The sequence below is a fragment of the Streptomyces sp. 71268 genome, assembly GCF_029392895.1.
Lineage (GTDB): Bacteria > Actinomycetota > Actinomycetes > Streptomycetales > Streptomycetaceae > Streptomyces.
This window is the reverse complement of record NZ_CP114200.1, coordinates 8,062,740-8,076,335: the sequence shown is the minus strand read 5'-3', so window position 1 is coordinate 8,076,335 and position 13,596 is coordinate 8,062,740. Positions and strand designations below refer to the sequence as shown.

At 74.1% G+C, this 13,596-nt stretch carries 3 protein-coding genes; all 3 read right to left on the bottom strand.

Features of this window, described 5'->3' with window-relative positions:
• Positions 1-6: 6 nt before the first annotated feature.
• The 3 genes from OYE22_RS32125 to OYE22_RS32115 all read right to left on the bottom strand — a co-directional run bounded on the left by OYE22_RS32125 (position 7) and on the right by OYE22_RS32115 (position 13,126).
• On the bottom strand, positions 7-1,638 hold the full coding sequence (locus OYE22_RS32125) for a phosphopantetheine-binding protein (protein WP_277323717.1): 1,632 nt from the start codon (positions 1,636-1,638) through the stop codon (positions 7-9).
• An 86-nt stretch (positions 1,639-1,724) separates the two neighbouring features.
• Positions 1,725-4,709: a thioester reductase domain-containing protein gene (locus OYE22_RS32120; RefSeq protein WP_277323716.1), complete on the bottom strand. Its 2,985-nt coding sequence runs from the start codon at positions 4,707-4,709 to the stop codon at positions 1,725-1,727.
• Positions 4,706-13,126 carry a non-ribosomal peptide synthetase gene (locus OYE22_RS32115; RefSeq protein WP_277323715.1) on the bottom strand — a complete coding sequence of 2,807 codons (8,421 nt, stop codon included), beginning with the start codon at positions 13,124-13,126 and terminating at the stop codon, positions 4,706-4,708. The genes OYE22_RS32120 and OYE22_RS32115 overlap by 4 nt, the downstream gene beginning before the upstream one ends.
• Between the last annotated feature and the right edge of the window lie 470 nt (positions 13,127-13,596).

Sequence of the window (13,596 nt, the reverse complement as noted above, 5' to 3'; positions counted from 1 at the left end):
GGCCGGTCAGCGCCCGGTGGCCCGGGCGGCGGCTATCAGCTCGGCCAGTTCGGCGAGCGTGGACTGGGCCAGGAAACGACCACCATCCGCCGACGCGTCCAACCCGAAGTGCGCCGACACCTTCCCCAACATCTCCGCCCGCTTCAACGAATCAATCCCCAGATCCGCCTCAAGATCCGCATCCCCCGTCACCGCCTCCACCGGATAACCCAACGTCCCCGCATACAACTCCCGCAACTCACCCAACACATCACGCCCACCAGCCCCCAACCCCGCGACCTCGCCGGAGGCCGGGGCCGCGTCGCGGGCCAGGGTGGGAACGGGTGCCGGGCCAGGGGTCAGGGTGGGAGCGGCGGCCGAGGCCGGGTCGGCGACAGAGGCGGGAACCACGGCCGCCAGCGACGCGGCACCGGGGTCAGCCGACCGACCCGCGGCGGCGGCGACCAACTCCGCCAGTTCGGCCAGCGTGGACTGGGCCAGGAAACGACCACCATCCGCCGACGCGTCCAACCCGAAGTGCGCCGACACCTTCCCCAACATCTCCGCCCGCTTCAACGAATCAATCCCCAGATCCGCCTCAAGATCCGCATCCCCCGTCACCGCCTCCACCGGATAACCCAACGTCCCCGCATACAACTCCCGCAACTCACCCAACACATCACGCCCACCGGACCCCTGCCCGGCGGCGGCGCCGGTCGCGGGCGTCGGGCCGGCGTCCGTGGCGGGCTCGGCGGCGGTGTCGGTCGTCGACTCCGTGCTGACGTCGGGAACGCTGCGCCGTACCAGGCCGGCGAGGCCGGCTGCGCCGCACTCCACGAAGTGCTGAGCGCCCGTGGCGTGCAGCTCCCGGACGGCGGCCAGGAAGGGCACCGGCGCGGTCAACTGGCGTACGAGCAGGGCCTTGAGGTCGGTCGCGTCGGTGACGTAGCCCCCGGCGACGGGCGAGTAGACCAGCGCGCGCAGCGGGCGCTGGCGCACGTCGGACACGGCCGCGGCGAACGCCTCGGCGGCCACGCCCAGCAGCGGGCCGTGGAAGGGGAAGGGCGCGGGCAGCCGTACGGTGCCCACCTCCAGGGCCGAGGTCACGCGCGCCACGGTGGCCAGGGCCTCCTCCGGGCCCGAGACGACGGTGTGCCGGGGCGCGTTGGTCACGGCGACGGCCAGCCCCGGCGCGGCGACGGCCCGTACGAGGTGTTCGGCGCGGCCGGCCGGCAGGGTGAGGGCGAGCATGCCGCCGGGCTGTGGGCAGTGGGCGAGCAGGGCCAGCGCGCGGTGGCACACCAGGCGGGCGCCGTCGGCGATGTCGAAGGCGCCGGCGTAGGTCAGCGCGGCGATCTCGCCCATGCTGTGCCCGACGAGCACGTCCGGGTTGCGGCGGTGGGCGGCGCGTCGGGCGCTGGCCAACGCGGCGGCGTACAGGGCCAGTTGCAGGGTGAAGGAGTCGTCCTTGGCCAGCGTGGCCGCGTCCGCCGCGTCCGGGTCGGTGAGCAGGCCCGACACTCCCCCGCGACCGAACTCGCCGGCCACCGCGTCGGCGATGTGCATCACCTCCGCGACCTCGGTCGCGGTCTCGCCCGCGAACATTCCGGGTACGTAGCCGCCCTGGCCCGGCAGGAGAAAAACGGTCTCGGCCGCCATCTCGGGTCCCCCTCGTCCTCGTTCGTCTCGTATCGCTGTGTGCGTGGAACAGGGGCGGCGCGCCGGGCGCGCCGCCCACGGTGGTCTCACCAGGTGACGGGCAGTTCCCGCAGCCCGTACAGGACCATGTCGTGCCTGAACGGCAGCTCCGTCAGGGGCACCTGGAGCCGCAGGGTGGGAAAGCGCTCGAAGAGGCCGGCGAAGACGGTGGTCAGCTCGACGCGGGCGAGGGTGAGGCCGATGCACTTGTGGAAGCCGTGCCCGAAGGCGACGTGGGCCTGCGGTGAGTCGCGGTGGATGTCGAAGACGTCGGGCTCGGGAAAGACGCTGGCGTCGCGGTTGGCCGCGTTCAGCATGACCAGCAGGCCCTCGCCGGCCCGGATAGGCTGCCCGCCGACGGTCAGGTCCTCGACGGCGGCGCGGGGCAGTCCGGCGTGGTTGATGGACAGGTAGCGCAGCAACTCCTCGACCGCGCGCGGGTACAGCGCGGGGTCGGCGCGCAGGTCGGCGAGTTGGGCGGGGTGTTCCAGGAGGGTGGCCGTGCCGAGGCCGATCATCTGGGCCATCGTGTCGTAGCCGGACAGCAGGAGCAGCATGACAAGACCCACGAACTCGTCGTGGTTGAGCGTGCCGTTCGCCTCCTGCTCGGCGAGGCGGCCGAGCATGTCGTCGCCGGGCGCGCGCTTCTTCGCGGTCACCAGCCGGTCGAAGTACGCCATGAGTTCGCTGGCCGCGTTCTCGGCCTGCTCCGGGGTGCTGGAGCGGTCGAGGACGGTGTCGGTGAGCGTGATGAAGACGGACTTGTCCTCGTACGGCACGTCGAGGAGTTCGCACATGACGGTCGCCGCCATGGGGAATGCGAGCCCGCCGATCAGGTCGGCGCCGGGGCCCTTGGCCTGGAGGTCGTCGAGCAGCCCGTCGAGCACCCGCCGCATGGCCGGGCGCTTGCGTTCCATCTGGCTGATGAGGAACTCGCGGGTGACCAGGCGGCGCAGCCGGGTGTGGTCCGGCGGGTCCTGGTTGAGGAAGAAGCCGGGCGGCAGCGGCGTGTCGCCGGAGATGTACGAGGGGTAGCCGGGGCTCTTGGGGTCGGAGCTGACGCGCAGGTCGGTCAGGACGGCGCGGGCGTCCTCGTGCCGGGTGACCACCCACACCAGCTCGCCGCGCGGGGTGCGGACCCGGAAGACCGGCTGTTCGGCGCTGAGTTCGCGGTAGGCGGGCGGCGGGTCGAGCGGGTGGGCGCGGGGCATCGGGAAGTCGGGGACGGCGTCGGTGGCCGGTCGCGCGCTCGGCGCGGGGGCGGGGGCGGTGGGGTTGGCTGCTTCCGGGGTGCTGGTGGTCATGGTGGTGCGCTCCAGGGGCTCTGGACCGGGCTGGGTGTCGGGCGCGCCGCGCTCGGGGGCGGGCAGGTAGCCGGTCGAGACGAAGTAGCTGAGGTAGCGGCCCATCAGGTCGCGGTCGACCGGCGGGCAGGTGATGCCGGAGCCGGCCAGCGCGGCGCGCAGGTGCGTGGCGTCGAAGTCGGGCCTGCTGCCGGCGAACCCGACCTCCTCGGCGGGGCCCTCCGGGCCGAACAGGGGCAGGTAGGGGATCAGCTCGTTGTCCTCGCCGCGGGCGGCGGCCTCCGTCAGCTCGCCGTACCAGGCGTCGTAGGGGAGCTTGCGCAACCGGTAGCCGCACTCGGTGATCAGCTCGAAGATCCGGTTCATGCCGAGGGCGCCGGCGCCCGGCAGGTTGAACACGCCGTGTTCGCGTACGCCGCCGAGCGCGATGTGCGCGACGCTGGCGGCGACGAAGTCCACCGGGACCAGGTCGACGGCCATGTCGAAGTCGAGGTAGGCGCCCAGTTGCAGGCAGCCCTTGATGAGGTGGTTGATGAAGGTGTCGGCGGAGCAGACGCCGGTGGCCTGGGCACCGGTGATGGGGCCCGGCCGGTAGACGTGGGTGGGGATACCGCGCTCGCGGGCGGCGGTCATCAGGTTGTCGGCCACCCACTTGGACTGCCGGTAGCCGCCGGCGACGCCATCGGCCACGGTCAGCCGCTCCTCCGGCCAGGTCCGCGCGCCGCGGTGTCCCGGGTAGACGCCGGTGGTGGAGACGAAGTGCACGGGCTTGAGCCGGGTGCGCCCCGCGAGGCGCAGCACCTCCAGGGCGCCCAGGACGTTGACCGGTTTGATCTTCGGGTAGGGCACGAGCCAACTGGAGATGGCCGCGTTGTGCACGATCATCTCCACCCGCTCGGCCAGCTCGCGGTAGGTGGCCGGGGTCAGTCCCAGGTAGGGGCGGCCGGTGTCGCCGGGCACGCCGCGCACGCGCGCGGCGTCGCCCTCGCGCAGCAGCCCGTACTCGGCCAGGTTGGCCCGTACCCGCTCGGTGGCTCCCGCCGGGTCCTCGGCGCGCACCAGGACGTACACGGTCGCGGTGGAGCGGTCGAGGAGTTCGCGCAGCAGGAACGCGCCGGTGTAGCCGGTGCCACCGGTGAGCAGCACGGTCTGGTACGGGGCCGGCGCCGGCGACAGGGCCGACTCGGCGGGCCGCACGTCGTCGGGGAGCGTCGCGTCGGCAGTCATGTCCTGGGCCGCGACGCCGCGCGGGCTCGCCGCCTCGCTGACCGCCACGTCGGCCTGGTCGCCGACCATCCGGGCCAGGTGGGCGACGGTGGGCTCCTCGAAGAGGCGGCGCAGGTCGACGCGGACGCCGTACGCCTCCTTGACCTGGCCGGCCATCCGCAGGACGGTCAGCGAGTCGCCGCCGAGGTCGAAGAACCCGGTCTCGACGCCGACCCGGTCGCTGCCGAGCAGGTCCTGCCAGAGGCCGGCGAGGCGGGCCTCGACCGCGGTGCGCGGGGCGACGTAGTCGCTCGGGGTCTCGGCCTCGGCGCTCGGCGCGGGCAGGCTCGCCCGGTCGACCTTGCCGTTCGGCAGCTTCGGCAGCTCGGGCAGGACGACGAAGTGCGCGGGGACCATCGGCTCGGGCAGGTGAGCGCGGGCGTAGCCGCGCAGGGCGGAGCGCAGGCCGGCGGACCAGGTGGAGGCGAGCGGGTCGTTGGCCAGCGGTCGGTGTGGGCTCATGACGGGTCCTTCGGGTCTGCCAGGTCGGCCGGGTCTGCCGGGGCCGTGGTGGTGGGCCGGTGGTCGGCGGGCGGCTGGTCGACGGGTGGGGCCGGGTCGCCGGCTGGGGCGCCCGCGGGGGCCGGGTCCGTGCGGGCTGGGCTGGTCGTCGCGGGGGCGGCGGGTTGGAACAGCGCGTCGAACCGGTCGAGCCGGCCGTCGTCGGGGACCAGCAGGCGGACCGTGTGGCCGGTTTCGGCGGCCAGCTCCCACACGTCCTCGGGGTGCGCGCCCGCGTCGACGTCGGCCGTGTCCGCCGTCAGCTCCCACAGGGCGCGCTCCACGTCCCAGGCGGTGGTGGCCTCGCCGGTGTCCGCCGCGTCGGCGAGTACGCGTACGGCCGCTGTCGTACGCACCAGGCGCTGGTTGGGGATGCCGGTCACCAGGACGGGGCCGGCGGACCGCGCGAGGTGGCCGCGGAGGGTCTCGGTGGCCGTGGCGCCCGTGGGCGCCGGCGCGTTCGGGTCCGCGTAGGCGACGACGCGCGGGGCGGGCGTCGCCGCCGGATCGTCCGGGCGTGGCGCGTCGTCCGGCCCGGCCGATGCCGCCGGGGGCGCGAACAGCGTCACGTCGTAGCGGAAGAGTGAGAGTTCGTTGTCGGCCCGGCCGCGCTTGAGCTCGACGCGCACCCGCACGTCGCCCGGCGCCTCCGCGGCGAACTGCCGGAAGAACGCCGGGGACAGGCACAGCTCCCGCTCCTCGCGCGCCTGCCGGTCGACGGCGGCCCGGATCTCGGCCACCGTGTGCACGGGGGCGGCGCGGTGCAGCTGTACGGCGGTGTGGAACTCCGGCAGCATCTCGACCGAGCGCACGTCCCCGACGAAGACCGCCCCGCCGGGGCGCAGCGCGCGCAGCGCGTCGGTGAGCACGGTGCGCAGGTAGCCGGTGCCGGGGAAGTACTGCGCCACGGAGTTGAGGACGACGGTGTCCAGGCTGCCGGGGGCGAGGGTGGCCAGGTACTCGGGACCGGCGTGGGCGAGGGTGACGTGTTCGGGCAGCGGGCGGTCCGGGCCCAGGCAGCGGGCGGCGGCGGACAGCGCGGCGGGTGAGATGTCCACGCCGTGGTACGCGTCGGCCCGCTCGGCAAGCGAGCGCAGCACCAGGCCGACGCCCACGCCGATGTCGGCGACCGCGCCGGGCCCCAGCGCCCGTACCCGCTCCACGGTGTGTGCCAGCCACTCGCGCATCTGGGGCTCGGGGATGGGCTCGCCGGTGTAGCTGCTGAGCCAGCCCGCGAAGGGCGAGCCGGTCGCGCTGGCCGCGCCGCCCGCCTCGGCCGGGGCGGTCGGGTCAGCCGGGTCGGTCGCGTGTTGTGCCGTGTACGCGCTCTCCCACACCTCGCTCCAGCCACGGACGTGGGCCTCGCGCGCCGCCTCGTCCGACGGCGTGCTGGCGGGCGCGACGTAGGCGACCAGTTCGGTGCCGCGCGGGCCCTCGACGGTCGTGACGGCGACGGCGGAGAGTTCCGGGTGGCGCGAGAGCACGCTCTCCACCTCGTCCGGCTCCACCCGGTGGCCGAGGATCTTGACCTGCCGGTCGATGCGGCCGAGGAACTCCAGGACGCCGTCGGCGCGGCGGCGCACCCGGTCGCCGGTGCGGTAGTAGCCGTGTCCGTCGTCGGCGGTGACGAAGCGCTCGGCGGTCAGTTCGGGGCGGCCCAGGTAGCCGGCGGCGACGCCGTCGCCACCGATCCACAGCTCGCCGCTGACCCCGATCGGCACCGGCTGGCCGTGCCTGTCGGCCACCCGCACCCGGGTGTTGGCGAGCGGGGTGCCGATGGGAACGGTGGCGCCGGGTTCGCCGTCCGGGTCCAGGGCGTGCGCGGTGGACCAGATGGTGGTCTCGGTCGGCCCGTACATGTTGAACACCGCGACCTTGGGCAGCGCCTCGCGCAGCCGCTCGGCGAGGCCGGGTGGGAACGCCTCGCCGCCGACGAGCAGCGCGCGCAGGTGGCCCAACGCCTCCAGCGCCTCGGGTTCGGCCGCGACGGCGCTCAGCAGCGAGGGGGTGCCCTGGGCCAGCGTCACCCGGTGGCGCGCGCACAGTTCGGCCAGCGAGTGGCCGCTGTCGGCGACCTCCATCTCGTGCGCGTCCCGCAGCTTGTTGACCCAGCCGAGGCTGTCCATGACGGCGGCGGGCTCGACGCCGAAGTCGATCAGGCAGGCGATCTCGTCGACGCCGGCGGCGGAGAGTTCGCGCACCAGGTCGGCGCAGGTCTCGGGGGAGCCGAAGAGTCCGGAGGTGGCGAAGTAGCGGTCGATGGCCAGGTCGACGACGGCCTCCAACTGCTCTCGCGCGCCCATCTCGGGCAGGTCGTGGCCGGTGGTGGCGAACACCGTGCGCCACAGCTCGGTGGAGCTGAGCAGGTAGTCACGGAAGGGCCCCCGGGCCTGCTCGCGCGCCCGCTCCGGGTCGTCGGACAGGAAGGTGTGCACCATGACCGTCACCTGGCCCGGCCCCTGGTGCCCGGCCGCCGCCCTGGCCTCGCGGTAGGCGGCGAGGCGCTCGGCGAGTTCGGCCGGGGTCTGGCCGAGCAGGTGGGTGAGGAGGTTGGCGCCGGTGGCGCCGGCCTTGCGGAAGGTCTCCAGGGTGCCGACGGAGGTGAGCCAGATGGGCGGCTCGTCCTGTACGGGGGCGGGGAAGATCCGCACGTCCACCTCCTCGCCGCTGCCGCCGACACGGCGTACCGGCTCGCCCCGCCACAGGTCGCGGAACTCGGCGAGTTGGTCGGCCATCACGCGCTTGCGGGTCGCGAAGTTCTCCGGGCGCAGCACGAAGTCGTTGGAGTTCCAGCCCGCGGCGAAGGCGAGCCCGACCCGGCCGCCGGAGAGGTTGTCCACCAGGGACCACTCCTCGGCCATGCGCACGGCGTCGTGCAGCGGGGCGACCACGCTGCCGCTGCGCAGGGCGACGCGGTCGGTGATGGTGGCCAGCGCGGCCGACATGACCGAGGGGTTGGGGTAGAGGCCGCCGAAGGCGTTGAAGTGCCGCTCGGGCGTCCACACCGCCTCGAAGCCGTTGCGGTCGGCGAACCGGGCCGCGTCCAGGACGAGTTGGTAGCCGGCCCGGTTGTCGCCGCCGCCGGAGGCGGCGAAGAAGAAGAGGCTGAAGGTCGCGGCCCGCTCGCGGGTCGCGACCTGCGGCACCAGGTTGCTGACGACGCGCTCCCCCGCGAGTACCACCTTGGCGCCGTGCGTGAGCGGCCACAGCAGCTCCGTGACGGAGATGTCGAAGGAGACGCTGGTGACGGCGAGGACCACGTCGTCGGGTCCGCAGCCGACCCGCTGGTCCATGCCGGTGAAGTAGTTGACGGCGTTGCGGTGTCGCACGGCGGTGCCCTTGGGCGCGCCGGTCGATCCGGAGGTGTAGATGACGTAGGCGGTGTCCTCGCCGTCGACCGCGCGCTCCAGCGGCTGGTCGGGCCGGGCGGCGATGGACTCCGCGTCCGCGCGCACGTCCACCAGGCGGGGCGCGGTGAGCCCCTCGGGGGTGCCGGGGCCCTGGATGAGGCAGCTCAGGTCGGCGTCGCTGGCGATGGTGGCGAGCCGGCCGCGCGGGAAGCCGGGGTCCATCGGGACGTAGGCCGCGCCGGTCTTGAGGACCGCGAGCAGGGCCACCACCAGGTCGGGGCCGCGTCGCAGACTCACGCCGACCAGGTCGCCCCGGCCGACGCCGAGCGCGGCCAGGTGGTGGGCGAGCTGGTTGGCGCGGGCGTCGAGCCCGGCGTAGTCCAGCTCCTCGTGGCGGTGGGCGAGGGCCACGGCCCGGGGCCGCTGGGCGGCCCGGCGCTCGATCAGCCCGTGCACGGTGGCGCCTCGGTCGAACTCGGCGACCGGGCCGTGCCAGGCGGCGAGCTGCCGGTGTTCGGCCGCGTCCAGCAGGTCCAGGGTGTGGAGGGGAGCGGTCGGGTGGTGGGCGGCGTGGTCCAGGGCCCGGGCGTAGTAGCCGGCGAGGCGGGCGCAGAACTCCGGTGGCAGCGCGGCCGGGTCGCAGTCCAGCCAGAGTTGCAGGCCGCCGCCGTCCGGGTCGACCAGGAAATTGACGGCGAGCGGGTAGTTGGTCTCGGCGACGCCCACGGTGACCGTCATGGGCAAGCCCTGGCCGCGCCGCCGGTCGCGGTGGAAGTCCATGAAGTTGACGTAGGCGTCGAGCCGTGGCTCGCGGCCCTGGTCGTCGCGCATCCGGGCGTACGGGTAGCGGCGGTGCGCGGCGCTGTCCCGCTCGTGGGCGAAGGCCAACCGGGCCGCGTCCAGGACGGTGGCCTCGGCCAGGTCGGCGCGGAGCGGGAGGGTGTTGAGGAAGACGCCGATGGTGGCGTCGCCGCCTGGCACCTCAAGGCGGGCGTTGGCGACGACGCCGGTGAGCACCTCGTCCCGGCCGCCGACCAGCCGCAGCACGGCCAGGTGGGCGGCGGTGAGCAGCGACTTGAGCGGCAGTCCGGCGCCCTTGGCGTGCGCGCGCAGGCGGTCGGCGGTCTCGGCCGGTACGGGTACGTCGTAGCGCCGGCTGCCGCCGCCCTCGTGTGGGCCGGGCGACGAGCCGGCCACGGCGGCCAGCGGTCCGTCGCCGGCGCCGGCCAGCACCTGGCTCCAGTAGTCCTGGGCGGCGGGGTCGGCGATGGCGGCGCGTTCGGCGGCGACGAAGTCGCGGTAGGTGGCGGCGACGGCGGGCAGGTCGAGCGGGGCGCCGGCCAGGTGGGCGGCGTAGTGCTCAACGATCTCCTCCAGCATCCGCATGTCGCTCCACCCGTCGAGCACGACGTGGTGTTCCACGACGGACAGCTCGAACTGGTCGGGCCCACACGGGTGCGCGGTGAACCTGAGCAGCGGCGGCTCGGCGGGGTCGAAGCGGGTGAACTTCGCCTGTTCCACCCAGCCGTGGATGGCCGCGCGCCGCTCGTCCTCGTTCAGGCCGCCGAGGTCGTCGCCGCGTTCGAGCGGCACCGTCACCTGGTGGTGGACCAGTTGCAGCGGCTCGGAGTAGCGCGTCAGGTCGAAGGAGCAGCGCAGCGAGGGGTGGCGGCGGGCGACGTCGGCCAGGGCCGCGCGCAGCGCGTCGAGGTCGAGCCGGGTGGCCACGCGCACGCTGGTGACCACGCGGTAGACGGCGGAGTCGGTGGCGTAGGCGGCGTGGTAGAGCATGCCGGCCTGCATGGCGCTGAGCGGGTACGCGTCGTCGAGCCCGGCGGGCAACAGCTCCCGGTCGGCCGGAGTGAGGAGCCCGAACGGCTCGGTGCGCGGCGCGGCTTCGGCCACCGGACGCAGCACGCGGGCCAGTTCGCGTACCGAGGGGCCGGCGAACAGCTCGGCGACGGCGAAGGTGTGGCCGCCGCGCTCGGTCTCGGCGCGCACGCGCAGGGCGTGCATGGAGTCGCCGCCCAGGGTGAAGAACGAGTCGTCCACGCCGAAGTCGGCGACGCCGAGCACGGTGGCCCAGGCCGCGTGCAGCAACCGCTCGGCGGCGGTCTTCGGCGGCGTCGCCGGTCCCCGGTCGGGCTGGGCGCCGGGGGCCGGCAGGGCGGAGCGGTCCAGCTTGCCGTTGGGTAGCAGCGGTAGCGCGTCGATGACCAGCAGGTGGGCGGGGACGAGTTGGCTGGGCAGCCGCTCGCGCAGCCAGGCCAGGAGCGCGTCGCTGTCCGGTGCCGGCACCCGCCCGTCGGGCCTCGGCACCACGTGGGCGACCAGCTGGGGCTGTCCGTCGGGGCGGCGCGGGGCGCTGACCACGGCCTGTGCGAGCGCCGGGTGGCCGAGCAGGACGCTCTCGACCTCGCCGGGCTCCACCCGGAAGCCGTTGACCTTGATCTGGTGGTCCAGGCGTCCGCCGTACAGCAGGGCGCCGTCCGCGCGGCGCACCACGCGGTCGCCGGTGCGGTAGAGGGTGCCGGGCCCGTACGGGTTGGGGCGGAAGGCGGCGGCGGTCAGCTCGGGGCGGCGCAGGTAGCCGGCGGCGACCTGCACGCCGCCGATGTGCAACTCCCCCGGCAGCCCGTCGGGTACCGGCTGACCGGCCGCGTCGAGCACGTACAGGCTGGTGTTGGCGACCGCGTGGCCGATCGGCACCGGTCCGGCGGCGTCGGCGGGCCGGCAGCGCCAGTGGGTGACGTCGATGGACGCCTCGGTGGGCCCGTACAGGTTGTGCAGCTCGATCGCCGGGTCCGCCGCGCCGGGCGCGTAGCGGGCGAAGAAGCGGCCGACGGTCTCCGGGCGCAGCGCCTCGCCGCTACACACCACCCGGCGCAGGCTGGGCAGCTCGGCGGCGGCGGGTTCGGCGAGGAACAGGTCGAGCATGGAGGGCACGAAGTGGACGGTGGTGACGCCGTGAGCGCGGATGGTCTCGGCCAGGGCACGCGGGTCGCGGTGCGCGCCGGGGGCGGCCAGCCGCAGGGTGGCGCCGGCGAGCAGTGGCCAGAAGAACTCCCAGACGGACACGTCGAAGGTGGTCGGGGTCTTCTGCAACACCTGTTCATTTGCCGTGAGTTGGTAGGTCTCCTGCATCCACAGGACGCGGTTGACCACGCCTCGGTGCGGCACGACGACGCCCTTGGGGCGGCCGGTGGAGCCCGAGGTGTAGATGACGTACGCGGTGTCGTCCGGGCCGGCCCCGGCGGCGGGTGGCTCGGCCGGGGGCAGGGTGGGCAGCAGGGTGTCGGTCGCGATGAGGCGGGCGCCGGTGTCGGCCAATCGGGCGGCCAGGTCGGAGCGGGTGAGGACGGCGGTGGGCGCGGCGTCCTCGATCTGGAAGGCGAGTCGGGCGGCGGGCAGCTCCGGGTCGAGCGGCAGGTAGCCGGCGCCGGCCAGCAGGACGCCCAGCAGCTCGGCGACCAGGCGGGGCGAGCGCTCGTCGTGGACGCCGACGAGGTGGCCCGGGCCGACGCCGAGGGAGCGCAGGTGGGTGGCGACGCGGGCGGCCTGGTCGACGAGTTCGCGGAAGCTGAGCGCGGTGTCCGCGTAGCGCACGGCCACCGCGTCGGGGGTGCGGGCCGCCTGGTCCAGGACGAGTTCGTGCAGGCAGCGGTCGAGGTCGTAGTCCCGGGCGTGCGCGCGGTCCTCGGCCGCGAGGCGGGATCGCCCGACCGGGTCGAGCAGGTCGACGCGGCCGATGGGATGGTCGGTGGGCGCGGTGGTGAAGGCGGCGAGGAAGGTGCCAAGGGCCGCCCGGTGCGCGTCCAGGGTGCTGGCCTCGTGCGTGTGCGGGGCGGCGTCGACGCGTACCCGTACGTCGGAGCCGTCGGTGCCGCCGAAGAACTCGATGGCCACGTCGCGCACGGGGCCCGACGAGATCTGGTGGACGGCGCCGTCCCGGGTCCCGAAGCGGATCGCCCCGTCGAAGGGGATGACGTTGACGACCACGCCGAAGGGGTCGGCCGTGCCCTGGTGGGTACGGAGTTCGCGGCGCAGCTCCTCGCCCCGGTAGCGCTGGTGGCCGAGGAGTTCGCTGACCCGGCCCGCGACCTGCTCGACCAGCTCGCCACAGGTGGTCTCGGGCGTCACGGCGAGCCGCAGCGGCAGCACGTTGGCGAACATGCCGGGGGTGGTGAGGGTGGCGCGGCTGGTACGGGCGCGCACCGGCAGGCCGATGACCAGGTCCGACTGCCCGCTCACCCGGTGCAGGTAGCCGGCGGTCGCCGCGATGACCACCGCTGACCAGTGCGTCTGGTGGTGGGCCGCGCTCTGGCGTACGTGCTCGACGCGGGCGGGTGGGCCGTGCCGTGGGGCGGGGGTGACGGGTGGGGTGCTCGCGTCGCCGAGCCGGGGCGGCTCGGGCTGCTCGGCCATGGTGGCGAGCCAGTGGGCGCGGTCGGCGGCGTGTTGGTCCGACGCGCGGTAGGCACGCTCGTCGGCGAGCAGGTCGGCCAGCGGGGCCCAGGTGGTGGGCCGGGCGGCCACGCCGGTGACCCGCGCCGTGTACAGCGCGCCCAGCCGCCGCCAGTACAGCACCTGGCCGTAGCCGTCGAGGACGATGTGGTGGTAGCGCAGGAAGAACAGCGACCGTTCGGCGGACAGCCGCAGCAGGGTGTGTTGGACCAGGGGCCCGTCCGCGAGGTCGGTGGGGCGGGCGAGGTCGGCGCGCATCCACGCGTCGGCAGCCCGCTCGGGGTCGCGCTCGCCGTCGAGCCGTACGACGCGCAGCGGGTCGGCGGACTCGGTCAGGTGCTGGTGGGGTTCGCCGTCCTCGGTGGCGAACCGCAGCCGCGTCGCCTCTGTCTCGGCGGCGGCCACGCGCACGGCGTCGGCGAGTTCTTTCTCGTCGACCTCTCCGTTTATCTCCACGTAGCCGCCACAATTGTGGAGCGCGCCCGTCTCGTCAATGTGGTGCGCGATCCATATTTCTCTCTGGGCGGCCGACAAGGGCAGACGATATCCCGCGACGGTGTTCACGAGTGACTCCTCAGATGTGTTCCAGGCAGGCCCGAAGCCTCATCCGCCATCGCCGAATCGACGCGCCGGGAAACCCTTGTGCAAAGACCCTCGCGGGTCGGGTCTCCCCTGTCGCCGAACGCGCCGCCCCGCGCTGCGCGAGCATGGCGACCACACCGCGCGCCAAGGCTGGCTGTTCCGTGAAACGCCTGGTCAGTTCGGTACGACGGCGGGGCCTTAGGCAGCCCGATGTCGGTGGAAGAGGTTCGGAATGAGGTCCGAGTAGCTGCCCCCCGTTAGGCAACAAGAACCCGTCAGCTACGTTTCGGTGCCGCTCATCTCCTTCGCGCCCGTCGTATCGGTGAAGTCACACTCGTAAGTGGTTCGCCCCGGCTCCGGTTCGCATGGCCGGGGTCGGTCGAGAATGGGTTCCGCGTACTGTTCGCAGCGCCCGTACGTAGCGGATCGCGCGGCTTCGGAATTCCCACTAA